29 protein-coding genes and 2 tRNA genes are annotated in these 25,768 nt (G+C 54.8%); 3 read left to right on the top strand and 28 right to left on the bottom strand.

Features of this window, described 5'->3' with window-relative positions; all coding sequences use genetic code 11:
- Window positions 1–292: 292 nt before the first annotated feature.
- A complete protein-coding gene (locus AC1EKS_RS01970; RefSeq protein ID WP_481008963.1) occupies window positions 293–922 on the bottom strand; it encodes a YigZ family protein in 630 nt (209 codons plus the stop codon).
- Between the two features lie 223 nt (window positions 923–1,145).
- On the opposite strand from AC1EKS_RS01970, the gene rpmF reads away from it, so the two are divergent.
- Entirely contained in the window at window positions 1,146–1,328 is a 183-nt protein-coding gene (gene rpmF / locus AC1EKS_RS01965; RefSeq protein ID WP_022863893.1) for a 50S ribosomal protein L32, read from the top strand.
- 129 nt (window positions 1,329–1,457) lie between these two features.
- Here the strand turns inward: rpmF and AC1EKS_RS01960 are convergent, their stop codons facing one another.
- The 4 genes from AC1EKS_RS01960 to AC1EKS_RS01945 form a co-directional block, all read right to left on the bottom strand.
- Window positions 1,458–2,285 carry a hypothetical protein gene (locus AC1EKS_RS01960; RefSeq protein ID WP_481008964.1) on the bottom strand — a complete coding sequence of 276 codons (828 nt, stop codon included), beginning with the start codon at window positions 2,283–2,285 and terminating at the stop codon, window positions 1,458–1,460.
- Complete coding sequence (locus AC1EKS_RS01955) at window positions 2,282–3,016, bottom strand: ABC transporter ATP-binding protein (RefSeq protein ID WP_481008986.1); 735 nt, start codon at window positions 3,014–3,016, stop codon at window positions 2,282–2,284. Before AC1EKS_RS01955 ends, AC1EKS_RS01960 begins: the two co-directional genes overlap by 4 nt.
- Before the next feature lie 67 nt (window positions 3,017–3,083).
- Window positions 3,084–3,455 (bottom strand): GntR family transcriptional regulator, encoded by a 372-nt coding sequence (locus tag AC1EKS_RS01950; RefSeq protein ID WP_481008965.1) that lies wholly within the window; start codon window positions 3,453–3,455, stop codon window positions 3,084–3,086.
- Between the two features lie 175 nt (window positions 3,456–3,630).
- Window positions 3,631–3,704, bottom strand: a tRNA-Pro gene (locus AC1EKS_RS01945).
- Window positions 3,705–3,779: 75 nt separating this feature from the next.
- Between AC1EKS_RS01945 and AC1EKS_RS01940 the strand changes: the two genes are divergently transcribed.
- Window positions 3,780–3,853 (top strand) — tRNA-Gly (locus AC1EKS_RS01940).
- Between the two features lie 216 nt (window positions 3,854–4,069).
- Here AC1EKS_RS01940 and AC1EKS_RS01935 read toward each other — a convergent pair.
- From AC1EKS_RS01935 to AC1EKS_RS01870, 14 genes are all read right to left on the bottom strand, one after another.
- Window positions 4,070–5,641 (bottom strand): recombinase family protein, encoded by a 1,572-nt coding sequence (locus tag AC1EKS_RS01935; RefSeq protein WP_004007593.1) that lies wholly within the window; start codon window positions 5,639–5,641, stop codon window positions 4,070–4,072.
- Window positions 5,638–6,831, bottom strand: a complete 1,194-nt coding sequence (locus tag AC1EKS_RS01930; protein WP_278620565.1) for a recombinase family protein — start codon at window positions 6,829–6,831, stop codon at window positions 5,638–5,640. Before AC1EKS_RS01930 ends, AC1EKS_RS01935 begins: the two co-directional genes overlap by 4 nt.
- A gap of 103 nt (window positions 6,832–6,934) precedes the next feature.
- Window positions 6,935–7,144: a hypothetical protein gene (locus tag AC1EKS_RS01925; RefSeq protein WP_004007595.1), complete on the bottom strand. Its 210-nt coding sequence runs from the start codon at window positions 7,142–7,144 to the stop codon at window positions 6,935–6,937.
- On the bottom strand, window positions 7,141–7,524 hold the full coding sequence (locus AC1EKS_RS01920) for a hypothetical protein (RefSeq protein ID WP_139041186.1): 384 nt from the start codon (window positions 7,522–7,524) through the stop codon (window positions 7,141–7,143). Before AC1EKS_RS01920 ends, AC1EKS_RS01925 begins: the two co-directional genes overlap by 4 nt.
- A 332-nt stretch (window positions 7,525–7,856) precedes the next feature.
- A complete protein-coding gene (locus tag AC1EKS_RS01915; protein WP_004614788.1) occupies window positions 7,857–8,027 on the bottom strand; it encodes a cysteine-rich KTR domain-containing protein in 171 nt (56 codons plus the stop codon).
- 54 nt (window positions 8,028–8,081) lie between these two features.
- On the bottom strand, window positions 8,082–10,001 hold the full coding sequence (gene tet(O), locus AC1EKS_RS01910) for a tetracycline resistance ribosomal protection protein Tet(O) (protein ID WP_004007597.1): 1,920 nt from the start codon (window positions 9,999–10,001) through the stop codon (window positions 8,082–8,084).
- 366 nt (window positions 10,002–10,367) lie between these two features.
- Window positions 10,368–10,742: a TnpV protein gene (locus tag AC1EKS_RS01905; RefSeq protein WP_001129922.1), complete on the bottom strand. Its 375-nt coding sequence runs from the start codon at window positions 10,740–10,742 to the stop codon at window positions 10,368–10,370.
- Between the two features lie 83 nt (window positions 10,743–10,825).
- The gene (locus AC1EKS_RS01900) at window positions 10,826–11,638 is read right to left on the bottom strand and encodes an N-acetylmuramoyl-L-alanine amidase (protein ID WP_004007598.1); all 813 of its coding nucleotides are present in this window, start codon (window positions 11,636–11,638) and stop codon (window positions 10,826–10,828) included.
- Window positions 11,635–12,096 (bottom strand): phage holin family protein, encoded by a 462-nt coding sequence (locus AC1EKS_RS01895; RefSeq protein ID WP_036324911.1) that lies wholly within the window; start codon window positions 12,094–12,096, stop codon window positions 11,635–11,637. The genes AC1EKS_RS01900 and AC1EKS_RS01895 overlap by 4 nt, the downstream gene beginning before the upstream one ends.
- An 82-nt stretch (window positions 12,097–12,178) precedes the next feature.
- Window positions 12,179–12,400 (bottom strand): hypothetical protein, encoded by a 222-nt coding sequence (locus tag AC1EKS_RS01890; RefSeq protein WP_004007600.1) that lies wholly within the window; start codon window positions 12,398–12,400, stop codon window positions 12,179–12,181.
- On the bottom strand, window positions 12,397–12,819 hold the full coding sequence (locus AC1EKS_RS01885; RefSeq protein WP_004007601.1) for a DUF1617 family protein: 423 nt from the start codon (window positions 12,817–12,819) through the stop codon (window positions 12,397–12,399). Before AC1EKS_RS01885 ends, AC1EKS_RS01890 begins: the two co-directional genes overlap by 4 nt.
- 16 nt (window positions 12,820–12,835) lie before the next feature.
- The gene (locus AC1EKS_RS01880) at window positions 12,836–15,667 is read right to left on the bottom strand and encodes a phage tail spike protein (RefSeq protein ID WP_481008966.1); all 2,832 of its coding nucleotides are present in this window, start codon (window positions 15,665–15,667) and stop codon (window positions 12,836–12,838) included.
- Window positions 15,668–15,739: 72 nt separating this feature from the next.
- Window positions 15,740–16,432 carry a hypothetical protein gene (locus tag AC1EKS_RS01875; protein ID WP_004007603.1) on the bottom strand — a complete coding sequence of 231 codons (693 nt, stop codon included), beginning with the start codon at window positions 16,430–16,432 and terminating at the stop codon, window positions 15,740–15,742.
- 2 nt (window positions 16,433–16,434) lie between these two features.
- The gene (locus tag AC1EKS_RS01870) at window positions 16,435–19,110 is read right to left on the bottom strand and encodes a tape measure protein (RefSeq protein WP_004012025.1); all 2,676 of its coding nucleotides are present in this window, start codon (window positions 19,108–19,110) and stop codon (window positions 16,435–16,437) included.
- 70 nt (window positions 19,111–19,180) lie between these two features.
- On the opposite strand from AC1EKS_RS01870, the gene AC1EKS_RS01865 reads away from it, so the two are divergent.
- Window positions 19,181–19,639: a hypothetical protein gene (locus AC1EKS_RS01865; RefSeq protein ID WP_236585807.1), complete on the top strand. Its 459-nt coding sequence runs from the start codon at window positions 19,181–19,183 to the stop codon at window positions 19,637–19,639.
- A 190-nt stretch (window positions 19,640–19,829) separates the two neighbouring features.
- Here the strand turns inward: AC1EKS_RS01865 and AC1EKS_RS01860 are convergent, their stop codons facing one another.
- From AC1EKS_RS01860 to AC1EKS_RS01820, 9 genes are read right to left on the bottom strand one after another with little or no spacing between them, the layout of a single operon-like run.
- The gene (locus AC1EKS_RS01860; RefSeq protein ID WP_004008481.1) at window positions 19,830–20,246 is read right to left on the bottom strand and encodes a hypothetical protein; all 417 of its coding nucleotides are present in this window, start codon (window positions 20,244–20,246) and stop codon (window positions 19,830–19,832) included.
- A 12-nt stretch (window positions 20,247–20,258) separates the two neighbouring features.
- Entirely contained in the window at window positions 20,259–20,855 is a 597-nt protein-coding gene (locus AC1EKS_RS01855; protein ID WP_004012026.1) for a major tail protein, read from the bottom strand.
- A gap of 13 nt (window positions 20,856–20,868) precedes the next feature.
- Window positions 20,869–21,213 carry a hypothetical protein gene (locus tag AC1EKS_RS01850; protein ID WP_004012027.1) on the bottom strand — a complete coding sequence of 115 codons (345 nt, stop codon included), beginning with the start codon at window positions 21,211–21,213 and terminating at the stop codon, window positions 20,869–20,871.
- On the bottom strand, window positions 21,210–21,647 hold the full coding sequence (locus AC1EKS_RS01845) for an HK97-gp10 family putative phage morphogenesis protein (protein ID WP_004012028.1): 438 nt from the start codon (window positions 21,645–21,647) through the stop codon (window positions 21,210–21,212). The genes AC1EKS_RS01850 and AC1EKS_RS01845 overlap by 4 nt, the downstream gene beginning before the upstream one ends.
- Window positions 21,640–21,978 carry a phage head completion protein gene (locus tag AC1EKS_RS01840; RefSeq protein ID WP_004012029.1) on the bottom strand — a complete coding sequence of 113 codons (339 nt, stop codon included), beginning with the start codon at window positions 21,976–21,978 and terminating at the stop codon, window positions 21,640–21,642. The genes AC1EKS_RS01845 and AC1EKS_RS01840 overlap by 8 nt, the downstream gene beginning before the upstream one ends.
- Window positions 21,979–21,982: 4 nt before the next feature.
- On the bottom strand, window positions 21,983–22,300 hold the full coding sequence (locus tag AC1EKS_RS01835) for a head-tail connector protein (protein WP_004012030.1): 318 nt from the start codon (window positions 22,298–22,300) through the stop codon (window positions 21,983–21,985).
- 35 nt (window positions 22,301–22,335) lie between these two features.
- The gene (locus AC1EKS_RS01830) at window positions 22,336–23,553 is read right to left on the bottom strand and encodes a phage major capsid protein (protein WP_004015879.1); all 1,218 of its coding nucleotides are present in this window, start codon (window positions 23,551–23,553) and stop codon (window positions 22,336–22,338) included.
- Window positions 23,554–23,579: 26 nt separating this feature from the next.
- Window positions 23,580–24,458 carry a head maturation protease, ClpP-related gene (locus tag AC1EKS_RS01825; protein WP_481010178.1) on the bottom strand — a complete coding sequence of 293 codons (879 nt, stop codon included), beginning with the start codon at window positions 24,456–24,458 and terminating at the stop codon, window positions 23,580–23,582.
- Window positions 24,455–25,756, bottom strand: coding sequence for a phage portal protein (locus AC1EKS_RS01820; RefSeq protein WP_004007612.1), 1,302 nt, complete (start codon window positions 25,754–25,756; stop codon window positions 24,455–24,457). The genes AC1EKS_RS01825 and AC1EKS_RS01820 overlap by 4 nt, the downstream gene beginning before the upstream one ends.
- Window positions 25,757–25,768: the final 12 nt, after the last annotated feature.

The raw sequence follows: 25,768 nt of genomic DNA, 5'->3' as shown, positions 1-25,768 counted from the left end.
GGTCGGCGGGATGCCCCTAGATACATACGCGACAGTAGGAGACGGCAGGAAAACGCATTTGCCTCTCCAATCTGTCGGGAAAACTCGGTCACTTCAAGTTCTAACATCTTAACTTTTCACGGCGCAACTTTTATGCGCTCAGTAAAATTTGAGGCTGGCTGCCAGTTGCCAGTTTTCTTGTTCCGGGGCGCAAGTAGGTGCGGGAAGCTGCTTTTTAGCTGGTCGAGCATTTTTATCCGCTCGGTCAGAGGTAACGAAAAAGGTCTAACAAACGCACTTGGCTGGGTGGCAATTACTCCCGCACTTCTCGGGTAATATCCGGCACCCTATCTACGGTGATTTCGCGTCCACTGATACTCGACAGGTAGCTTTCGATCTGCGATTGGGTGGTTTCGAGCGGAGCAGCGAATCGCAAAGTGGCTTCTTCGGCAAAGTCCCGATCGAGAATCTGGTAACCGTTTTGGGTAAGTTTTGCCTCGATTTTTCCGGCTTCACTGATCGGTAGCTGCAGCTGGTAGGCAGGCTGGGTAACAATCCGCACCGTTTGGGCGTCCTCCAATACCGCTTGCACCGCGCCGGAGTAGGCGCGCACTAACCCGCCCGTCCCCAGTTTTGTACCTCCGAAATAGCGGGTAACTACGCAGGTTAAATTAGTTAGTCCCGATTCGGTTAATACGTTTAGCATCGGGCCTCCGGCAGTACCTGCCGGTTCCCCGTCATCACTACTGCGGGTGGTGTCGGGGCCAATATCTTGGTGAATGATAAAAGCGGTGCAGTGGTGGCGAGCATCGGGGAACTCGCGGCGAATCTGGGAGATAAACTCGCGGGCAGCCTCCTCACTATCGGTGCGCGCTAAGGAGGCAATAAAGCGGGATCGTTTGATCTCGATTTCACTGCGGGCAGGGGCATAGATAGTGCGCATAGCTCGATCCTATCTACTAGCCAGGCGGGGGAGGGCGAGCTTTGAGGTTTTGGGGCGAGTGCGTCCCAAGTGCATCCTCGGAAAAAATTGCTTTGGGAGTCCCGTTTTCCCGAAATGGCGTGCTCGCGAGACAAATCACATGGTTGAAACTGGATTCTTTCCGCTATAAATGGCACAGTTATAGAGGTTATTTTTCTATTTGTATTAGTTAGAGGAGTCCGTGATGGCAGTACCAAAGCGCAAAATGTCTCGTGCGAACACTCGCACCCGGCGGTCTGCTTGGAAAGCCAAGGCACCCCAGCTTACTTCGGTCAAGGGCAATGATGGACGTTCCTATGTGGCACCTCGTCACCTGGCCAAAGCCGTAAAGCTGGGGCTGTACAGCCCGGCAGACGATTTCGAGTAAAGCTCGAAGTTAAGAAAAAGCCCCTAGCAGTTTCCTGCTAGGGGCTTTCGTTTATGGTTTTTAGATTTTTTGCTTCCCGAATGAAGATCCCTCGGAGGATACCGAGGGATCTTCCGTCATTCACTTTCCTTAGCGTAGGGAAGTGCCTTTTTTCAGGAGTTTAGCGGTGAGATAACCCGCGACTATCGTAAGGACGGTGGTGACGAGTAGCCACCAGATCGAAATTACCGCTGGTTCCACGATCTGGGCGTCATTAGAGGGGAGTACCTGGTCGAAGAGGGGGCTTCCCCAATCGAAAGAGATAAACGGGGCGTTGGGGGCGAAAAATATCATCTGCCCGGGGACTAACAGTAGTAGGAAGCTAATAATTTGTATTCCCACGTAGAGCAGCACCGCCACTAGTATCGGGCCGCCAATTTTTCCGAAACGATCCAGGAAAGGTCTCGCGTTACCAGCAGTAACTATGAACTGGTAGGAGAAAACACTGACAATGGAGGATAGTACTAGAGCCGTTAGAACCAGAAAAGCTACTTGCCAGACCTCTGTGGTGGTAAAGAAGGATTTAAGGCCGGAGCCAGTAGCGTCACCCAAAAGTACAGCTGTGATCAACAGTAATCCTCCGCCAAAAAACAGTAGTGCAAAGAAGCAGAGAGTTAAGAGGTTGAAGATACTTTTTGCCCAAAATAGCTCGATAGGACGAGCCGGGATCGACATGGTGAAATACCCGGTTTTTCCATACATAGAACGGTAATAATGAACCAAAAGGATTATTGAATAAACCAGGTAGGCGGCTAGTAGTCCTAGGAAAGCTAGAAATACTAGGAAGATCCCGATGCCGTTACGTAAGATCACCATGGCTATCGCGGATAACAGGACGGTACCTATTGCCACAGCTACAGTGATTCCTAACGGTTTACGTAGCGCCAGGAAATCGTGTTTCATTATTTTAGTAATCATCGGTACATCCCCCTAAATAGTCCGTCCAGACTGGTTTGATAGGTGCTGCGGAGCTGGTCTGCATCTCCGGTTAAAAATACTTGTCCTGCCGACATGAAGACGGCAGTAGAGACTACGGGCTCGACATCGCTGATCAGGTGGGTAGATAGCAGCATCACTGCCTGGGGATTGAACCGAGAGATCACTGCCCGCAAGATGACGTCCCGGGCCGCCGGATCTACCCCGCTAATGGGCTCATCCAGCAGATAAACGCGCGCATTTCGCGACATAATCAGCGCTACTTGTAGTTTTTCGCGCATGCCTTTGGACATGGCAGATAGCTTTCGATCGGCTGGTAGGCGGAAAAAATCTACCATTTCGTAGGCTTTCGCGGAATCGAAATCGGTGAAGAAATCCTGGTATTGGCGGATTGCCGAGCGTGGAGTGAGGCTATCGGCCAGCAAAGAACTGTCGGGTAGGTAGGAGGTAAAAGCTTTGGTTTCCGCTCCCGGGGTTTTCCCGAAAAGTCGAACTTCGCCCTCGTAATCCTGCATTACCCCCGCCAGGATTTTCATCAGGGTTGTTTTTCCGCACCCGTTTGGCCCCATGAGGCCGACTATGCCCCCGCTGGGCAGGGTCAAGTTGGCGTTGGCCAGCCCGATCTGGGAGCCGTAGAACTTCGACACTCCTTTTATTTCGATAGCGGGCACAGCCTGCTGGGGAGCGGGCCTGGCGGTTGAAGGGCTCGCCATTGCCAGCTGCTCGGGGTTTCCGCCTTGGGGTAAAGACGGAGGGGGTGGGAACTGGTTTAACTGGTTGTCAGTCATGAGATTCTCCCTGCTTCCATTGTTTTTCTACTAAGTCGAGTGTTTGGGGTAGGGTAGCCCCAGCTTTTTTCATGGTGGCGGCGAACTGGTCGGTGTGCTCCCGGAATACTTTCTGGCGCGTAAGCCAGATTTTGTCCTGGTCTTGGGTGACAAACCGTCCTGCAGTACGTTCTGATACCGCCAAGCCTTCGCGCTCTAGTTCCGATAGGGCACGCTGCACCGTATTCGGATTGGCACCCACCATTTGCGCGAGGTCGCGCACACTGGGAATCTTGCTCCCGGGTGGCCAGCATCCAGTAGTGATGCGGCGAGAAAACTCGTCGCGCAGCTGGCTCCAGATCGGAATCGCTGAGTTTAGCTCCATGTCCCCTCCTTTCGGTCCTTTCGGTTACTGTATCAATGTAGTAATACAGTAACTCTGTTGGGGTGCTGTGTCAAGCGTTTAATACAGATTTCTTTTTTTGGGGGGCGGTCAACTGGGGTGTGGATAGGAAAAATCCCGCGACATATGCGGACATATGTCGCGGGAGATCACTAAGTCGGGGCGACAGGATTTGAACCTGCGACCCCCTGCTCCCAAAGCAGGTGCGCTACCAAACTGCGCCACGCCCCGTCGGTTTTCGGTTCAGACCTCTAATAGGTTACACTGTTTCTCGCGGCTTCCGTTAACTCGAAGCGAAAGCCAGTTGCGAGTGTAGCTCAATGGTAGAGCCCCAGCCTTCCAAGCTGGTCATGCGGGTTCGATTCCCGTCACTCGCTCCACTTGGACGTCGAAAATGATAAGTAGGCGTTTGCGTTAGCGCGTACGCCCCAAGGGGGTCAAGAAAATCGCTTGCGTTAGCGAGTGTGTAGCGCGTTTGCCCTGACCTGCGGAAATGCTTCCTGAGCACTATCGCTTCCCCTGTTGCCATGATTTCTGGGCATGAGAAAAGCCCGTCCGCGCTCATGCACGAACGGGCCAGAATCTTCATCTCAAATCTAAAGCTGAACCCTCACTACCTCACCAACTCGGAATACGAACCGGATCGTATCTTCGCCTACGATGGCGTGGTCGATGAGTGCGCTCCATTGTGCGGGGTGAAACTCGCTCACCGGTTCCCCTGTCAGATCATTCAGGGTTGTGGTGATGGCGGCGTGCTTGGCGGTGTTCGCTGCGATATCTGCCTCTAGGCTCGCTTTGCGTGCGAGCGTCTTACGGTAGGCAGTATCGAGCTCTGTGTAGTGGGCTTGGTAGGCGTCTTGGTCGAGCGCGCGTTGCTGGTTTTCCGCAATCAGTGCTTCGATCTGCTCGGTCAGCTCCACGATTTTCGCCTGGCAGGCGGCGGCTTGTTCTTCCAAACGGCTCGTATCGAACATGTCGCCAAGCACCTGCGGTAGGTGGCTTTCGTACCGGTGGCGGGCGATCAGTTGGTTGAGCGCTTGCACGAAAGAATCCTTGATCTGCTCGTCTTTCACTGTCGCGCTGCTGCAAGGGTGCTGCCCTGCGTATTTGTGGTTGCATTGCCAGACTGTGTACTTGTATTTCGTGTTCGATGCCCACGTTTTACGCCCATACCACGCACCACACTGAAAGCATTTGAGCCGGGTGGAGAACAACCCGACTTTCGCTGATGATATGTTGCCATGTCTGGTGGAGAGTTCGTATTGCACCTGATCCCAGATATGCGGAGCAATAATCGGCTCGTGATTGCCTGTTACGTAGTATTGGGGTACTTCGCCTTCGTTGACCTTCATCTTTTTAGTAAGGAAATCGGTGGTGAACGTCTTTTGGAGAAGAGCGTCGCCTTTGTATTTTTCGTTGGATAGAATGGAGCGCACTGTCGATGTTGACCATACTTCTTTCCCGCGCGGGGTGAGAATCTTGCGGGCAGCGAGTTCGGTTTTAATCTCACTGATCGCCATCCCGTCAAGGAACAGCTGGTAGATCAGCCTGACGGTCGGTGCCTGGGTTTCGTCGATGACGAGACTGCCGTCCGCTCCTTTCTTATATCCGAGTAGTGATGCGTAGGGAACCATAATCTTCCCATCGGCAAAACGTTTCCTGTGTCCCCAGGTGACGTTTTCGGAGATCGAGCGGGATTCTTCTTGCGCCAGACTCGACATGATCGTGATGAGTAATTCGCCTTTGGTGTCAAAGGTGTAAATATTTTCCTTCTGAAAATAGACCTCGACGCCTGCGTCTTTGAGCTTGCGCACGGTGGTCAAGGAGTCGACGGTGTTGCGTGCGAACCGGGAGACGCTTTTGGTGAGGATGAGATCGATTTTGCCTGCCAGGGCGTCATCGATCATGGTTTGGAATCCCTCACGGTGCTTCATAGAGGTGCCAGAGATACCTTCGTCGCAGTACATGCCCGCGAACTGCCAATCATTACGGGAATGAATGTAGGTGGTGTAGTAGTCGATCTGAGCCTCATACGAGGAGGTTTGTTCTTCCATCTCGGTAGAGACGCGAGCGTAGGCAGCGACCCGTCTGCGTGCCGGTGCGCCAGATGAGGCTGTGGCAGATCGAAGCTTCTTTGTTGCGGGTATCGCTGTGACGGTGCGGCTCATGCCAGCCTCCCCTCACTGGTTAACCCCACTGGTGCAATGGTTCCATCCGCGAGGTGGAAGGTGAGCTGATGCTCGAAGGCCTCAATCATCACGACCTGCTCAGCAACCGCAGCGGGGTCGAAACTTTGGGTGCCGAGCATGTCTGCGCAGGCTTGTTCGAGGAGTGTTTCGCGCAGGTTGTGCCCCCTACAGGGGTTGCCATTCCCGGTGCAGGCACTCCAGCACCGCCAAAACTTATACGAGGTTCCAGACTTGTAGGTGCGGGTTTTGCGTTGATAGTTCTTCCCGCACGCCGCGCAGCAGATCCGCCCGGTGAATACGCCCGTGTTCTTCGACGGGGTCGCAGCCGGGCCCACCTCACGCCTGTACGCGATTTCTGCTTGCACCGCGTCAAACATCGCCTCGTCAATGATTGGCGGGAGGGCTTGCTCGACCCAGTAGCGTGGCAGCTCCCCGTTGTTGAGGGAGCATGTGGGTGCTTGGATTGTGGGGCGGTACATTTTCTGTAGCATTTGGCAGCCCTTGTAGCGCTCGTTTTCGAGCATGCGACGAAACACTGACCCGTAGAACCGTCCCCCTCCCCGAGAGCGTTTACCTTCAGCATTGAGCATCGTCGCGGTTTTCTCCGGGCTAATCCCATCGAGATAATTGGCAAACAGTAAGCGCACAATCTTGGCTTCTTCGTCAATGATGGTGAACTCGCCGTCTGTCCAGTGGTAGCCATAGACAACGAAGGAGTTCGTGCCCCCGTTCTTGTATCGGTTGCGGATCGCCCATTTCACGTTGTGGGATAGCGAGCGGGATTCTTCCTGGGCGAACGACGCCAACAAAGTCAGCAACAGTTCCCCGTCAGCGCTAAGGGTGTCGATGCGTTCGCGTTCGAACCGTACGGCCACGCCAAGGTCTTTGAGCTCACGGACCGTAGCCAGTAGATCGACAGTGTTGCGGGCCAGGCGTGAGATTGATTTACACAACACAATATCGACACCCCCGCGCCTGGCTGCGTCCATCAGGTCTGCCAGGCCTTGTCGGGATTTTGTTGACGTGCCGGTGATACCCTCGTCGGTAAACACCCCGACATAGGCCCATCCGGGTGTGGACTGGATCAGGCGCGAGTAATACGACACTTGCGCCGATAGGGATGCTAACTGCTCTGTGCCGTTCGTTGAGACCCTCGCGTATGCCGCCACGTTGACCAGTTTTGGGGTCGGCGGCCGAACTGGTGTCACCACACTGATGTGTGCCACGTTTTCTCCTTTCGCGTTAGGTCTATACACGCTCTAAAGGCGGTGTTTATCCAGTCGTTTTGCCCACAATCTGTGGTTGATAGATCGGGCTCCACGCCTGGAACAACAACCGGTGAGCACGCTGATGCTCTGCGGGTGTGAGCACGCCCCGACCTGCCAGCATGCTCAAGATGTGAGCGTCCGTGATGAAGGCGAGTTCTCGGGCGAACACGTCAGGTTGGGCCAGTTGATCAACAGGAGCGGCGAGCGTGTTCATGGTCGTCCGCCCCTGGTGCCGAAGCGAGCACGTACATAGCAGGCGTGACAGCAAAACTTTTGACCTGGCTTGTCCACGATCGCGAAGCAGCGTCCGCAGTGCGTACAGGTCTGCTCGCGCATAGGCTCAGTTTTCTGTCGATGCCGCCAAGCTTTATGCCTGCAGGCGGGCGAGCAAAACCGAGCCCGAGCTGCTCCCTGTATAGGGTTGGCACACCACTGGCACACGTGCTCGACCATCACCGGAGCAGCGTCAAGGTTTCGGGTTGTGCAGTACGAGCGGATCTGGTCACGAGTCAGGGCGCAAAACTCGGCAATCGCTTTATACCCCCAGCCCGCCGTGCGCAGGTTACGGATACGTTGTTCATCAAGATCATTCACAGTGGGGTCACTCCCTTCACCCCACTGCCGACGAACCCCCGTTTGTTAAATCCATCCATGAAACGACGAAAAGCCCCGCCACCACCGGCTCCCCGAGGATTGGGAAGTCACAGTGGTGACGGGGCTCGTATGAGCAGATAGATAACTGCCCGAAAAAAGGACATAAAAAAATCCCTCCAAATTTAAAAACAAATTCAGAGGGTAATTTAGGGTATAACAAAATAACCCACCCGAATATCGTTTTTTTTATTTGGTGAGTTTGTTCTTTCAAATACGAAACAAAAAGAGCCGATGATTCGTGAATTGTTCCACAATTTCATCGGCTCTGCGTCTTAAGCGTCTGGCTCTTTGATGACAGTTATCTTCAAGTTGTCAACTTTAATCAATCTTTCTTGTCTGCATTTTGGACAATAAAGGGGATAATTCTCCAAAACAGTGTCCTTCCTAATTTTATTACGGGTTTTGCTCCCACAAACAGGACACAATATCCATTCGCATTTCATCATAATTAGTCTCTAATCCTTTCAAATCTCATTTTATATGACTTTTGCAAGCTGTTAAGCTAACTTGTGGAACATATGCCGAACCTTATCTATACGGCTATTCGGGCGGCGGGGTTGGCAAATAAATTTACCAATAGCTGGATGGTATCCTTTTAACTCTGTCAAGCAGACTCCCTGCCCATTTGTGAAATAAGTTAAATCGTTCCTGTATTCTTGAATACATCTAGCAGGGATTTCTCCTTTCAGAATGACCTCGTCATTCTTTATCTGAGTACTTACAATATCTGCACAATACCTTGGAGCATCATGATACGCCCGTGAGAGATATTCCTGCGGTGCATAAATTTCAAAGTGGAGATATGGCTCTAATAGTTCTGTCCCTGCTTTTTTTAAAGCCTGCTCCAATACGATAGGGGAAAGCAGCCGAAAGTCTGCGGGGGTACTTACAGGACTATAATACAATCCATATTCAAAACAGATTTTACAGTCTGTCACTTTCCATCCATACAGCCCCTGCTCGCAGCCATAAAGAACCCCCTCCATAACCGCATTTTGGAACGATTGATTTAAATATCCAAGTGAAACTCTGCTTTCATACTGCACTCCGCTTCCAATAGGGAGCGGCTCTATGGACAACCCGACAGAAGCCCAGAAAGGATTTGGCGGGACTTCTATGTGGATGGTATATTCTGCTTTTCTAAGCGGTCTTTCCATATATATAACAGTAGGCTCTTTTATTTCTGCCTCCACATGATATTTTTCCTCAAGGATGGCACAAATGACTTCCATCTGCACATTCCCCAAAAAAGAAAGTATAATCTCATGCGTTGTAGTATCCACATAATATTTTAAAAGAGGGTCGCCATCTGAAATTTCTGTAAGTGCCCCAAGCAATATTTCCCGCTGTTCAGATTTCTTTACTGCAATCGTTGTTTGGAGCATAGGGAGAGGATTTTCAATAAATTTTCTCTGCGGCAACAGTATTTCGTTCCCCAAAATACTGTTTAGCTGCAAAACATCATTTGGTAAAATTACAATATCACCAGAGCAGGCTGTATCGGATGAATATAATTCACCGTTTGTCGGAACACACATCTCTGTGATTTTTATTTTCTCTTTTTCAGATATTCTAATAACATCCCTCAAATGCAATGTTCCGCTATATATACGCACATAAACAAAACGCCGCCTTTTCTCTGAATATTCAATCTTAAAAACCTGCCCGCATAGTTCAGATTGACCTTCAGGCGTTGATGAATAAAATTTACTGGCAATTACTTCTATAAGCTGCCGAATCCCCAGATTGTTTTTAGCGCTTCCGTGATAAACGGGAAATAACGTTCCGTTTTGGAATCTCCTGTTTTCTTCCTGTTCCAGTTCTGACATTTTAAACGGTTTCCCTGACATATATTTCTCTAATAGTTCATCGTTTCCCATAATTACCGCATCCCACTGTTCCATATCGTCATTGTCCGTTACATTTATATGGGGATGCTGCCCAACCTTTTGCTTCACTATAATTTCCGAAGAAAGCTTTGCTTTCATTTCCCGATATACCATTGGCAAATCAATCCCCTCTTGGTCAATTTTATTGATGAAAAAAATTGTCGGAATCTTCATTATCTGTAGTGCATGAAACAGTATACGGGTCTGTGCCTGTATGCCATCCTTTGCAGAAACTAATAATACTGCTCCGTCTAATACGGATAAAGAACGGTATACTTCCGCCAAAAAATCCATATGGCCTGGCGTATCTATAATGTTGACTTTTACATCCTCCCACTGAAAAGATGTCACTGCTGTCTGGATAGTGATTCCCCTTTGACGCTCCAAATTCATTGTATCTGTCCTTGTTGTGCCTTCATCTACGCTCCCTAGTTCTGCAATTGCACCACTGGTATACAATAAACTTTCCGTTAATGTTGTCTTTCCTGCGTCAACGTGAGCCAGAATGCCTAAGTTAATTATTTTCATGTGATTTTCCTCCTATCAACACCCAAAAAAGGGCATAAAAATACCCAGTGATAAATACTCCTATCACTGGGTAAATAACTCCAATAGCCCCAAAACACTTATATGTTTTCGGGCATATAAAATTACATGATAAAAGTATTCTTAAACTGGGTACAAAAAACTAAGCCCCATATTAAAAGTGAAACGGGACTGCTACTTTTTGTTCCCACTATCAAATTGACAGTTTATTTAAGAATACCTTGCCGCATATTTATTAACTCCTTGTATAATACTGAATCTAATTATATTCCTTAACCCTTTATTTGTCAAGCTGACAAACTAAAGCAGAAAAAGCGGCAGGATTTCCCCCTGCCACTAATCATCTGTTTATGCAAAAATAATTTCCTTTTCCACAATCTCCCTCGCACAAGCCCTTATGTTATTGAGGCATCCTGTCCATTCTAAGGCGTTTTCTGCCTTTAGCTGTTCCGTTATGCCCTGTGCCTGTTTCATACCCTCTATGAGCCTTTCAAAGCGTTCCTGTGCCTGTCTGTTGATGTCGGCAAGGTAGGCGTTTAGCCTGCCGCTTGTAAGAAGATTGGTGTATGTAACTTTACGGTACTGTTTTAGATAATCTAAATGCCGTTGCCCCCAGATGCCTATTGCCTGTTCTTCTTCGGCGGGTACAGTTAAGCACGGTATCAAATAATCCCCTTGCCTTTCGTATTTGCCGCCCAGTTCCTCAAATAATGATTTTGCCATTGTCTGTTACCTCCACATTCTTTTTTATTTTGAATGTCCGCAAAATCCGTCCTACATCAGTCGCTCCGACGTGGCGCGGATGTTTAGTAGCCGAGCTTGGCATTCACGCGCGCCTGAACAGCGGCGTAGAGGTTGCCCAAGCGGCGCTTACGCTCCTCACCATTGCCATAGTCGCCACGGATCACGGCGTCGGCAAGCGCGTCGATGTTGGGCCCTGCTGGCTTCGTCGGCGTGTTGCCAGAGAGCTTCTCGTTCACTCGCTGCTGGACAGCCGCGTAGTTGGCTCCGAGGCGGAGCTTACGCTCCTCCCCGTTCCCGTAATCACCGCGAATGACAGCGTCAGCCAATGCGTCGATGTTCGGTGCTGCAGGAGCGGGTGCTGGTGCGCTACCGCTCATCTGGTCATACCAAGACTGTGCGCGGGACATGTAGGCGGCATGCTGGGAACCAGCAAGAGAAGCCGGGCAAGCCGTGGCAGAGAAGTCTTTGTGCCCGAACACGTTCTTGCCCCACTGGGGTCGGCCAAGGCCGTAGAACTTGCAGATCGCGGCGACGAGGTGTGCTCCGTTATCGAGGCACGCCTCCGACACAGCCCACGGGCTGGAGCTCACGTCGGCGTGTTCGATGCCGATACTGGTGGTGTTGGCTGCAAAGTTGCCTGCATGCCAGGCGGTATCGCGATCCCATACGAGCTGGCCAATTGTGCCGTCGGTTTGGACTTGGTAGTGGGCCGATGCAGGACGGGTTTGCCACACGTCGTAACAGCCCCTAATGGTGAGGTTTCCGGCGTTGTGGTGAATGATGACCTTATCGATCCGCCTGCCGTTGCGGCCGGGTGTGTAGTGTGTGTTCATGATGAGGTCGATGTCGGCCTCAAGCGTGTTCCAATTCTTCATGACTGGTTCTCCTTTGTGTTTTCAGTGGTCGTTTCGGTCAGTGAGGGCCTGGTTTCGGCGCGGTTGGCGATCGCATCGAGCGCCCCACGCATCTGGGATGGGACAGGCAGTCCCAAGCGGGTGGCGTTCTCCACCAGCGAGATGCCTTCGTTGGACAGGTAGAAGAAAATGACCGCCGCGCGTAGCACGCCGGGTGCTCCGAGAATATGGACGTCGATGAGGTGGGCCAGGCCGACGAGAGTGAAGATGAGGATCTTTCGGCTGATACCCCTAAAACCGACGGATGAGCTGAGGCGGCGCTCGTTGATGGCGGCCAGCACCCCGGTGATGTAGTCGGCGATAGCGAAGACGATCAGCGCATAGACGAGGCCGTCGAGGCCTCCAAGATAAGCGGCGAGCCAGGCACCAATACCAGCGATCCCGGTTTGGATGGCGTGCCAGATGGCGTGAAGAGACATGGGAATGATTCCTTTCGTGGGCATAAAAAATTGCCCACACCCATCTGGGGTGAAGGCATCTAAAAATTGGTGTAGTACTGGGCTACATGGTCGGGTCGGTGAGGACCTCGAGAATTGGCAGGCTCAAGTCGAAGGACGCCGCCTTGGGCGCTGGGAGTTCTTGGGCTTCGATGGTCTCTGCTGGTGGTGAGGGCGTGGCATCGGATTCGACCGGGACGATGGGTAGCTGCACTTCTTCGCTAGGCGTTGACTCATTGCCGTTGGGCTCAATCAGCTCCGTGTTCGTTTCTTCCTCGGTGGTCATTGGCCACCCTTGGTGATCGCGTCGTAAAGGACGTCATAGGCCTCGGCCGCTTCGCCAGAAAGCTCACCCTCATAGCCATCAAGAAATGCTTTCACGTCCTTGTCGTGGCCGTCGTAGGTTGGCCCCGATACTTCAGCGATCGACGCGAGCAGGGCTTGACGGGCTTCGAGGAATTCACTGGCCTTGTCAGGGTCGGCGAGGACGAACGTGCCATCGTCGGCGAACACTGGGCGACCCTGATCGTCAAGTGTTGCGAATTGGGCGACGAGGTCGTATTCATCTTCCCCGAATCGCGCAATCGCTTCCTTCACTAGCGTGAGGAGTTTCGAGCGGGCACGGGACTGCGCCGCCTTGAGCGGCATATTGGTGAGTAGGTCTGCGATGGGTTGCAAATACTGGTTTGCGAGCATGATCTTCATCAGTGTTTCCTTTTACTTATGCGAGGTTGGTGGACATGGCCGACAGGCCAGTGTTGGAGAAGTACCGCCAGGTGATGTTCGACCCGGTTCCGGAGATGGATGTGATCCAGCCTTGATTGAGTAAGCTCAGGATTGCGTTCATTCGCGACATCAAATCCTTGGTGCGGTCGAATAGGCGGGTCATGTTGTAATACGACCCATTGGTGACCACCATCAGGTCGTAGGTGTGAAACACGATCTTCGACAGCCCGCTTTGCCCCACCCAGCCCGAATAGGTTCCCTTGCCCGTCAGCGTGCAGTCCTGCAAGGTCACATATCGTGAGCCCGTCGTGTAGAACTTGTAGCCACCTGTTCGCAGATCGGAGCCGAGGTGGATACCTGCCTGCCCGTAAAACAGGCCTTTCGGGTCAAGGGTGAGACAGGTGTAGTAGGTGCCGCCGTCTGCCTTCTGGTAGGTCCAGGCGACGTAGTCGCCTTTGTAAGCAAGTTGGTTGACGATGCCTTGCACATTCGGCTTGTCCTTATGAGCCCGCCGAGCAAACTCACCGATATAGCGGGTTCCGTACCAAAACTGCATCCCAGCGCTCGTGATCTTGCCTTCCAGGGTGGTCCCGTCATACCAGGCGATCTGCGTGGGCGTAATGCGGATCGATTGCGTCCAGTCTGCCAGGCCTACTTGGATGGCGTTGGTCGCGAGCTTGTCGGCCGTAATCGACCGCGCCCCAATCCGAGCGGCGTTCAGATACCCGGTGGTGATCTTCCCAGCATCCAGCGAAGCAATCTTGGCCGATGTGACCGCAGCGTCCTTGATCATCGTGGACTGGATAAAACCGTTAGCGATCGTCAACTTGTCCGAGGTAATCGAACCGGCAGCGATCCGTGCCGCCGACAAGGTACCGGTCGTAATCTTCGACGCCGATAGACTGCCAACCTTTGTGTCCGTGATCGCGGCGTTGGCAATCATTGCGGTGGTGATGAACCCACTCGCGATGGTCAGCTTGTCGGAGGTAATACTTCCCGTGGCGATACGGTCAGCCGCCAAGAACCCAGCCGTGATTTTGGCTGCCGACAGTGAACTGATTTTCGCGTCGGTGATAGCGGCATCAGCGATGTGTGCGGTGCCGATGGCGGCATCTGCGATGTGTGCTTGGCTGATCGCTTTCGGCCCGATCATCGCGGCACCGACCGGTGTTTGTTCCCATTGGTTGTTGGTGAGGAGATATTGGCGGGCGATCACTCCGTCTACGCGCACTTGCCACAGCGCACCCTCCGGTCGGCCAGCCGCATCCGCTACGCTAGGATCAACAACGGCAACCGTGAGCCGCCCATCCGAGGTTACCGCGATGTCGTGGGCATCCTGCGCCAACTGGGTAGCACCAGCGGCTGCGGTCTTGGCCTGGTCAATCTCCACCTGCGCCGACGCCATCTGAGTGGCGACAGCATCGGCGGCGGTTTGTGCATCCTGGGCCGCAAGCAGGGCGTGGCCGACTTGTGTGCGGACGGCATCGAGTTCCGCACCGAGCTGGGCATGATTCAGATCAGTAGCGAGTGCCACCCAGCCGGGCTGCCCGGTATCAGTGAGCTGGTAGATCCAGATCTCGACCTGTTCGCCATTTTGCCGGAACCACGTGTCACCCAGCTTGGCCTTGGCGGGCTGGATGCTGCCGTAGTGGTTGGTGTTCTTCCCATCCGCTGAAGCGAGTGCGAATCCTGCCGCATCCGACGCAGCCACCGCCGTATTGACGGCGGTTTTGACCTGCCGGGTGACAGACGTGAACTTCCGAGCAGTAGAACCCAGCTCAACGGAGATGTACTGGAGCGTGAGCGGGTTGTATTCGTAAGCGACCACCCGTGCCGTGAGCGCAATCCCAAGATCAGCGTGACGGACGGTCACGGTGTCGCCAATTTCGACGGTTTCCAGGCGTGCAAGATCAGCGTATTCACGGGTGGTGGCGAGATCGACGAACCGCACCTTATACGAGCCCGACGGCTCATCGACATGTCTTGCGCTGAATTCTGCTGCAGCTAGTCGGCGCAGCTCAGAGTGGGCTTGGTCGAGTGGGAGTTCACCCTCACGCGGGTTGTCTTTGTCGGTGATGGCTTTGACTTGTCCGTAGCGGATGACGCGGATACGCGGCACCACATAATCACCCAACTTCGGACTATCGACATACAGTTCAGGCAGGAGTAGGCCGTCGTATCCGACTGGCAGAATCCGCGTCACCACCGTCGAAAAATCAATGGATGATTCGAAGCCAGTGAGGTTCTTCCGATCACGAATGACCACCCCATGGTTGGCTCCGCGCATGGGCGCGTGATGGATATGGAAATTATCGCGGGCCAGTTCGCCGCCCCAACGCGAGATGAGCGTGTTGTCCTCGCCCGCGTCCATGAGCGCAGCGGTGATGGGCATGCGCACCATCCGCGCCGACGAGCGCGTCACCGTATCCGACGAGGTAGCAGTAAACCCGTGGCTCGTGTTCGCCGCCCCAAGGATCTGGGTCAGTGCGCCTTTCGCGGTTTTGTTGACCACGTAGGTGTCGGCGATGAGATTCCCCGCCAGATCATAGAACACGTGAAACGCCGTCACTTCGAGCATGCCGTCAAGCGTGGTGACAACCTCGCTGATGCGGAACCCCTGACGTTGCTCCAGCCCTGGCACGGGCGCTGCCACAATGTTCTCAAGCGTCAGGTGCGTGGCTGCTGGACCGTCTGCCGGGTAGGTGAAGGTTAGTGAGAATTCGCCACCTAGTTCCTCGACCACGATCGGATTGATGATCTCCCGATCCAAGACTCCTAGCCCGGTGGTGGTGAATGTCGTGGCGGTGCGGTCGTGAACCGTAATCATGAGGAGCCTTCCAAAGACAACAGTGGCCACCCCACGAAGGGATGGCCGTCAGAGAATGTAGTGAGTTGGGTGTTAGGGGTTGCGCCAGTTCGGCGTGATCACGATCTTCGAAATACCCGCGCCGAGCGTGAGGCGATTGATCCCAGGCTTGAAGGTCGGGAAGGCGTCGGTGAGCGCATCGGTCTGGACTTTCCCGTGGGCGTGAGCGACGAGACGTTCGCTGTCGAGCGTGACGGAACCTGCTGGCGAATTCACGTGATAAATGCTCGTATTGATCGTCAGCGAGAGCGCCCCGGTGCCGGTGACTGTGATGATCGGATCAGCTTCCAGTAGGCCGGGGTTCGTGATCGTCCCAGATGCAGTGAGCGTTACCGGATTCAATCCCTCGGTCAGGTACGTGAAGGGCTGGCAGGTCAGGCGCGCGGTGAAGAACCCCCACCCCGACAGCTCCCGGCGCAGTTCGCTCACTTCGCAGTGCTTAACCTTGCGGTAAACACCAGGCTCGGCAGTCAACGCAATCGTCGAAGAGCCCGTCAGCTCGTGAGCAGCCTGCCGATACTGGTCGAGCCCGTCACGAACAGGCACCGCGAGGTCGAGATCGATCTCGGTGTCCTCCCAGCCCGTGAAGCGCGTGAGGGTTCCGGCGCGTCCTTTGACCTCAATATCATCAGCCCTGCGCACCGACGCTGGGATCGCAACGGGTGCCGTGAGTCGCAGACCCAGCGAAGCAGAAGACACCTGGTTATTGAGGGTGAAGCCGAACATGGTTAGTATCCTCCTGCCATCACGGTCTGCCGCCGATCAAGGCGGGCAAGTTGTTTATCGAGGGCGGGTGCGAGTTTGCCCACCAGCGTCCCATCCGACAACGTCACCGAAATATCCAAAGACCCGAGGATACGCTTTGCAGTCGCATCCACGATCCCAGCGACATCCACACGCTCTGCCGCTTCATCAGTACTTCGCTGAGATACAGTCACGGGTTGTGGGGTGAGGTCAACGCTCGGCACTTGCAGGTCTGCCACCGCCTCGATCGGCACGGCCAGCCCGTCCTCAAGGTCGGCGAAGGCGTCTATCGTGTTGCGCGCGAGCCCTGAAGCTGCGGTGACAGCCTTGTTGCCGTCCGTGCGGATGGAGCCTGCGAGGCCTTCGACAAGCATCCGTCCTGCCCAGGCCATCTTGCGTGACGGTGAGTGGATGCCGAAGAAGCCAGTGATGGAGTCCCAAATACCTGATGCCCAGTTCGAGACCGAATTCCACAGCCACCCCGCTAAGGATTGGATACCGTTCCACAGGCCGTAGACGAGGTTTTTGCCCGCCTGGGCCATCGCTGAGACGCCCTGACCAACAGCAGACACAATCCCAGAAATAATCGATGGGATTGCTGCGACGATTGTGGAAATAATCTGCGGCAGGTTTCGTACCAACGCGGTCAAGAGTTGGATGCCTGCTTGGACGAGTTGCGGGATCGCCCCACCAATCGCCGACACAATAGCTCCGATAATCTGCGGGAGCGCGGCCACGATAGTTGTAATGATTTGCGGCAACGCCCCAATCAAAGCCGTCAACAACTGAATGCCTGCTTGGATCAGTTGTGGGATAGCACCAACCACGCCGTCCACGATTGCAGTAATAATCTGCGGGAGTGCTGCGACAATCGCTGTGATGATCTGAGGCAGCGCCCCGATCAAGGCGGTGAGTAGTTGGATTCCTGCTTCGATGATCTGCGGGATCGCCCCCACAAGGAACGTGACAATCCCGGTGATGATCTGTGGGAGGGCTTCGATGATCACGGGAATGGCAGCGATCAAGCCTTCGGTAAGTCCGGTGATGAGCTGCAACGCCGCATCAAGAAGCAACGGGAGGTTGTCGACCAGACCCTGTACCAAAGCCATGAGCATCTCCACCGCCGCAGGAACCAGTTCCGGTAGTGCTTCGCCGATACCAGAGACCAGTGTGGCGATGATCTGTATCGCCGCCTCCAACAGGGACGGCAACGCTTCGATGATTGTCTCGACCAGAGCGATAATCAACGTCACGGCTGTTTCTGCTACTTGTGGCAACACCTTGATAATGCCTTCAAGGAGCGCGGTCAAAATGCTCATGCCGGTCTCGACCACCATCGGTAGCTGCTCGGCAATAAATGCGAGAGCTTCCTGTAAGACGGTGCCGAGGGTGTCGATGAGGGCGGGTGTTCCGCCTTCTTCGAACGCTGCCGTGAGTTCGTCGATCCACCCGTTCAGCATCGGCAACACCGAACCCGCCAACGCCTCCGACAGACCACCAGCCAACAACCCCTTGAGATTTTCAACCCCATCCTGCATCGTCGCCAACTGGCCCGAAAAGGTTTGGGATTGGGCGTCCATGGCCCCGTAGAAACGCCCGCCTTCAGCAGTAGCACTGGCGAATGCGTCAGCGACCATGTCAGCCGAAATAGCACCCTTGGCCATATCCTCCTTGAGCTCACCAATGCTTTTGCCGGTCTTGCGGCTGATCTCTTCGAGCGGGTTGAATCCGGCGTTGATCATCTGCAGCAAGTCCTGACCCGTGAGCTTGCCGGTCGAAGACATTTGGGCGAAGGCGAGCGTGAGCGATTCCATCTTCACCGCATCACCTTGGGAGATGTCGCCGATTTCGTTCAGGTGCTTTTTCGCATCCTCAAGGCTCATGCCAAAGCTCAGGAGGGTTTGCATGTTGCCCGCGAGTTCTTCCATACCAAACGGAGTCTTCGCCGCTTGAACTTTCAGATCGTTGACGAGCTGTTGGGCTTTTGCTTGGTCGCTGAGCATCGTCGTGAAGCTTGTGGAGTATTGCTCCATGCGAGCGTTGTACTCCACGCCCTCTTTCAACGCGCCTACCATGCCGCGACCAATACTGGCGATCGCATGCCCGATGCCTTTGACTCCGGCGATGATGGCTTCGGAGGCGAGGTTGGCTTTCAACACGTCGCCGAAAATGCGGGTCTTGGAACTGGTGGTGTCCATCTCGTCACCGAGATCATCCACCGCGCCCTCAAGACGTCCTGCGTCCTTGGCGGCGTCTTTAGCATCGTCGCCCGCACCGTCTGCCTCGTTCCCGAAATCAGAGAGGGCGTCGTTGTTGGCTTTGAGTTCGCCTTCGAGCCGGTTGAGCTCCGCGCCTGCGTTGTTGAGCTGGATCTGCCAGTTCTTCGTCCGACTATCGTTCTCACCAAAGCTCGTAGCGGAGTTTTCGAGTGCGGCGCGTAGGGTCTCGATCTTGGCTTTCTGCACCTCAATCTCTTTGCCCAGCACTTGGTTACGGGCCGTGAAGGCTTCGGCAGACTTGTCGTTCTTATCAAACGAGGACGCCACGAGCTTCATCTCACTGCCAAGCACACGCATCTCACGGTTAATATCCGTAATCGCGCGCTTAAACTCCCGCTCGCCCTCAAGCCCAATCTTCAAACCAAAACTGGAGTCGGCCATGGCAAAGTCACCTCCTCGAAGGGATAATGAAAAGGGATCAAATTGCTAAACGAAGGGGAAACCTATGGGAATGAGTGCAGAAGATTTCGGAGCTGTGCTTGCTGAGCTAAATGGACCTACGCCGCTTGCTGATGCTTTCGAGACGTGTTTCCCTCAACAAGACGACAACCGCTGGTGGTTCTCGATCCGGACTCACGCTACGTCAGTTTTTCTATCGAAGGAATACTTTGATTTTGAAACTGCAAGGAGAAACAAAGTAAAGCGAAGCTATAAGGAACTCTTGGCTCGAAAGGTTTGGGAAAGCCATTCGTTCACTCGTCGACCTGAGCTTCGCCTATGGATCCTCGAAGCGTTGGGACTCCTAAAAAACGACAAGGAAGTATTGAAAACCATGCTTGAGATGGAGACGAATACTTCTCGCTGCACGTACCTCAAGGATTTGTTTACTTGGGACGAAATCGAAGATGCAGCACGTAAGGAATTCCATCGTCTCGTGAACGAATCACCCATGACTCATCGAAATTACTAAATCCCTGGCGGGATGACGTCGTCGATGAACCATTGACGCAGCGGCTCAGCTCGTCCGGTTTCGATGCGCCAGCAGTCCACGAGGTCGAGGAGTTCTCCGAAGACAGTCAGACCCACTTCCACGCGTGATAGGTGAAGGTGGGCCATTCCAATGTAGGTCAGCCGCGTGAACACAGCCTGATCGGTCTCGACTATTCGTCCGTCGGTGGTGCTTTTGGGGCTGGCTCGGTAAGGATGTCTCGTCGTGTTCCGCGCTGGAGGGCTTCGGCGATCGCGCCGCGATAGTCCGCCAGATCAGCGGGAACGGTGAGTAGTTCAACCTCGTCCTCGCTCAGCTCTGGGCGCTTGTCGTCTGGGTGGCGCAGGTTGTGGATCTGGATGGACTGGTTGACCAGCAGCGTGATTAGCCAAATCACCTCACCCAATGTTTTGCCCAGATCGTCGGAAGTTTCGAGGGCGTTGCCCAGATGTTCGAGCCCGCCGTATCGCTCGGCGATCAGACGCGTGGCTTTCGTCGTCAAGACAAGCTCGCAGTCGGTACCGCCGATGCTGACAGTGGCGGAGCGCCCTGGGTCAACAACTGATTCAGTTTTCTTCTTGGTTGTCATGGCTCATGCTCCTTAGGCTTCAGATGTGGTGCTGGCGGGTTCGTAAACCTGTGCATACCAGTTCGTGATCGTCTCGGGCTTGACGCCGGTTGTGCCTTCGGTGACTTCGGCCTTCCACGGATGCCGCCCCTTACTATCGGGTTTGTTACGCCGCAAAATCGTGCCCTCAATTGAAGGGGTGGAGAACGTGATGGAGTCGGCTTTAGTTGCCAGGGTTTCGGTGGGCAGGGCGAACTTGACCCGGTACAGCCAGAAATACTGATACTTCCCCGTAGAGCGTGCGGCTCGGAAACCGATCGCCACCGGAGCCCCGCCGTCCTCGGAAGCTGAAATGAGCACCCCGTTGGAATCCACGGTCGCACCCGTCAAGGCTGCGGCTGCTTCACCACCCAGGTCGTCGATACCCAAAGTCAGGGTGCCGGATTTGAATTCCTTGACGATCTCACTCGGCCCGTCATCGGCATACAGAATCGCTTCAGCGACCTCAACACTGAGTTCTGCGGAGATGGCTTTGGCGAGGGGTTTGGGTTTGGCGTAGGTTTCCTCACCCGTGTCGGGGTTTTCAGTGATGGTGGCGTAGTAGAGCTTGTCTAAACCAATAGTCGCCATGAGTAATGCTCCTTCATGTGTAGGTGTGGTGGGTTGCGACATCTATCGCGTAATGATGAAATCCGGTATCCGCTTCGAAGCCGACATAGGTACGGGCAGTGATCGTCAGTCCAGTGTCGAGCAGGGCGCGGGTAATGCGGCTACGCAGGTCGAGATAGTTTCCGCGAGTGAAGAGTGCGAGGCGGACTTCCTCAACCTCAACGCTGGGTTGGTTATCGGCGAACACGTCCAACACGTCCGTCAGCGGGGTTGCCACCAGATACGTCTGCGGCGCAGGCGTAGCCGTGTAGAGACCGACCTCGAACGGCAATCCGAGCTTGTCAGCAATCTCCATGAGTTGTTCGAGTAGCGGTGTCATGGCCCCACCTGCTCAATCCGCGCCGTCAGCGCCGCCTTCATGGCCTCGATTGCACCACGCCGTGTTTGCGACCGTGTGGGTGCAAGGAACGGGCGTGCGGGCTGGTTGGACCGGCCATGTTCGAGGACGTTGGCGATCAACGCATTCGCTCTGCCGTCGCGGCGGTTCTCAGCGAAGCCGACCTTAATGTTGTGATCGCCTCGGCTATTGACTTTCACCGAGGTCGTACCAAGCGCGCTGAGTAGTTGCCCTGTTGACCGCGAGGGCTGATTGGTGGCACGTCCGATCACGCCCGTGAGGTTGGCTCGCATACGCGGCTCAACCACCGCGGCTCCCGCCTCAAGCACCTCATCCGCCGATGTTTCTAGCACACGGCTGGCAGCATCAAGAGAATCAATAAACGCGTTCGGCAGACGAATCTGAACTCTAGCCATGGGCGTCTCCTTCGGGCGTGGTCTGGTGGGCAAGAATCTCAACATACCTGCCGATCACCCCAACTGCGTCAATCACATACCGCCCATCCGGGCCACTGATCTCCATATCAGTGGTCACGGACAGTCCGGGAAAAGATCTGATGCGGAAGAGGACGTCGGCCTTTGAGTACGCTGCCCGGTTCACCCACGCGCTCGATGCGTGCCGCACCTCGATCTGCGCCCGCACCGTCGCCTTCACTTCATCGCGCGTGGTGGTGAACCCCGCCTTATCCCGAACAACCGTCGGCTGGATGAGGTCGATGGTGGTGCGCATGGATCCCAAAGAAGCCATTGGTCTACACCTTCCAATCCCGGTCCAGGCGCAGCAGATTGTTCACCGCGTTCCATACCGCCCGAGCCGCATCTGGCTTATCTGCCCAGAACCCTGCCGTGGAACCATCACGCGACTCATAAAAATGGGAGGCGAGCATGACAACGCCCTGCCTGGTTGCCCCAGACATGTCGTGTGTCTCGTAGTAGCCCTCATCAAGGTGTTGGTAGGAGCAGGCGTAGGAGGTGGCCGCGTTGATCAGCGCGCCGATCAATTGATCGTCATCGTCAAAGGTGATGAGCAGATTCGCCTTCACCTGATCGATAAGCTCAGTCGTGGTCATTGCGGCCACCTCCTCTCAGTGTGTAGAACCGCTGGTTATGCGGATGCCTTTTGGGTGAGCAGCTTGACTGCTTCGGGTAGGACGAGCTTGCCGTCCAGTCGCTGGGATGCGAGGAATCCGACCTGTCCGGTGGTGGCGAACAGTTCGTTGAGCCGCTTAAAGGAGCGGCCCTGTCGGTCGGCGATCCAGTAATACGACAAGTCACCGAAAGCAACCGTCGACGCACCAGCCTTGATCTCCGGCACAAACGTCGACGTGTGGACCGGGCGGCCAAGAACCAGATCCGGCGTTCCTGCGGTCAGGGCAGGTTGCCACAAGTACTGGCCGTTACCATCCTTGAGCTTACGGATGGTTTTCACAGTGGAATCGTTCATCAGCCACACCGCGTTCTTCCGATACGGGCCGCGCAGGGCGTAGTGCAGGTCGATGAGCTCATCAGCGGTAATGTCGGTGGCCTTGCCCGTGGTCACCGCCTTCTCGCCACCGCCAGATGCAGTGAAGATGCCGGTGGGTTTGCCCTTGCCGTCTCCGGTGAGGAAGGCTTCTTCTTCAGCCGCGCCGATACGGCGAGCAAACTCAGCTGCTAGGTACTGCTCGACATTAAACGCGCTGTCATTGAGTAGCTCTTCGCTGATTTTGAGGAAGGTGCCGAGCTTAAACGCCGACAAAGTGACCTGCGTGAAGGTTTCATCGGATTCGGTGTACGGCTTGCCTTCATCGAGCCACCCGGCAGTGCCATGCGTGGAGACGACTGGGATCTTCCGATCCCCGCTGGTGGTTTGAATGACCTTGGCCAGGCCGCGCATGATGTTCTGATCTTCAAGTGAGGAGATCAGCGTGCGTTCGAACTCGTCGGGCACCAGATAGCCGCCTTCAGTATCAACACCCTCGCTAAGGGCGTTGCGCACCTCCATCGGAGAAGCGTTGAGCCGCATGGCATCCCAGAAGGCTCGCTTATAGGAGGATGTAGCGCGTGGGGTTGTGTGCTTGACCTCGTCATTGTCGGGGTTGATGCCGGGCATGGAGGTGAGCGGTGTGTTGGTTGCCTTAGCGAGGTCGGCGTCGCGGCGCAGGGCACGTTCAGAACGGGCAATCTCGTTGGTGAGACGATCGATTTCGGCTTCCATCTTCGCGTAAGCCTGATCATCTTCAGCAGACAGGCAACCGGTTGTGGTGTCGCGGCGCTCGTCAAGGAATGCCTTCGCCTTCTCCCAAGCATCTGCGCGCTTGGTGCGAAGGTCAGAAACAGTCATAGGGGTTGTCATGGGTGTTGGTCCTTTCAGTGGGGTTGGTTCGCTAGTTCGGCGTACAAATCGAGAACCCGCCGACCAACAGGCACGGCGGGTTGAATGGTTGGGAGTGGTGGACGCACTCGCTTCGACGGAGGTGGCGGTGATGTGGCGGTCAGGTGTGCGACGAGCTTTTGTTCGGAGGCGCGGCGGGAAAACACCGTGCCTTGTCCCGCGTTCTTGGGTGGAAACGGCAGGCGCTTCGGATCTTCATCCTCGTCGTCTTCGTCGGGTTCGTCTGGTGACTCGGCCTCGTCCTCATCGTCATCCGGCTCGTTGTCCGGCTCAATCGCAAGCATTGGGTCGCGTTGGTTGGTGAGGAGTTCGTCGGCGAAACCCATGTCGATCGCAGCCCGCGCATCCATCCACGTCTCAGCGTCCATGAGCTTGGACAGCTTCGCCCGACTCAGGTTCGTCTTCTCCTGATATGCATTCAGAATCGATTCTTTGACCGAATCAAGCATGCTCATCGCACGTGCGAGTTCGTCCTTATCGCCAACCGCCATGGTGGCCGGGTTATGAATCATCAACATCGACACCGGGCTCATGGCAACCTTCGTGGCGGCCATCGCGATCACAGACGCGGCCGATGCGGCGATACCGTCGATATTGACGGTCACCTCGCCTGGGTAGTCGATGAGCATGTTGTAGATCTGCGCCGCAGCCACCACATCACCACCCGGGCTGTTGAGCCAGATCGTCACCGGCCCCGACCCAGCGTTCAACTCGCTGGCGAAGATGCTGGGTGTGATGTCGTCATCGAACCAGGATTCTTCAGCGATCGTGCCGCTAATGCGCAAAACCCGGACTGCATCTGCGTCCGGGTCAGTTGATGGCTCTGGTGTGAGCCAGTTCCAAAAACGTCTCATATCCTCCTCCTTACAGAAGATTCACTCATAGGTTCCTCAGCCGGTTCAGGCTCCGATTCAGACCCGGTTGTCTGCGCGTATGCACCTGCGAGACTGAGCGGGAGCATGTTCCCGTTGACGAGGTAGAGGTCGCCGCCAGCCTCGGGACTGATGCGATCGAGGTTTTCTAGTTCGCGGATATCGTTGGCGCTCATCCAGCCGTTTTGCCTTGCCACCGCATAACCATTCATTCGGGATTCGTAATCCCCACGTAGCAAGCCTTCGAGGTTGAACTTCACATACACGCCAGGTTTTTCACGCGAGCTGAGGAGTGTTTTGGTGATGGCCTGTTCCCACCGGATCACCCACGGGTCCAACGTGTACTTCACAAACTCCAACGACTGCTGCTCAATATTGGAAAACGAGGATTTTTCGAGGTCGCCGATCATGTGCGGGGGTATGCGGAAGATTCGAGCAATTTCGTTGATCTGAAACTTCCTCGTTTCAAGGAATTGAGCTTGTTCTGGGCTGACGGAGATGGGCGTGTATTTCATGCCTTCCTCGAGCACAGCGATCTTGTTCCCGTTGCGGGCTCCGCCGAACGTGGACTGCCAGGACTCCCTAACGCGCGCGGGGTCTTTGATCGTTCCCGGATGCTCCAACACACCACCAGGTGCAGCACCGTTAGCAAAAAACGATGCGCCGTAGTCTTCTGTTGCTTGGGCGAGGCCGATGGCATTCTTTGCCATCGCAATCGGGCTATAACCAACCAGCCCGTCAAAGCCCAACCCTGGAATGTGCAGCACCTCGCGCGCCGAGAGTCGCACCGTGTCGAAGCGTCCAGCTGGTTCGTCCCAGGTGCGCTGATACTCGTAATAGAGTCGCCCAGCCTCGTCGCGCCCCACCATCATCCGGTTCGGCATCAACGGATACAAACCAATCACTTCATCTTTACCGTTGCGCAGCACTTGGGCGAACGCATTACCCCAAAGAAGCAAATGCGTCATCAGAGTTTCCCTAAAGACAAAGGATGTCATTTCAGGGTTCGGCTCATCATGCAACAGCCGGTATAAGGGATGGTCGAGCGCCTTCACCTTCGCCCCATCACTGCTCTGCTGGTAAACATGCAACGGCAGACCCGCGATAGCTTCAGCCAAAATCCGCACGCATGAGTAGACGGCGGTCATTTGCATCGCGCTGCGTTCTGTCACCGGACGGCCAGAGCTCGTTGCCCCGAAGAAAAAGCTGTAGCCAGAGCTGATCGCGTGATCGTCAGCGGAGCGGGTGGTGTCGCCACGCAGCCAATTCAGAAAACTCATGCGGTGTCCTTT

The sequence above is a fragment of the Varibaculum sp. C0165D1 genome (genome assembly GCF_056590355.1).
The sequence above is the reverse complement of the archived record's forward strand: the minus strand, read 5'-3'. Positions and strand labels throughout refer to the sequence as shown.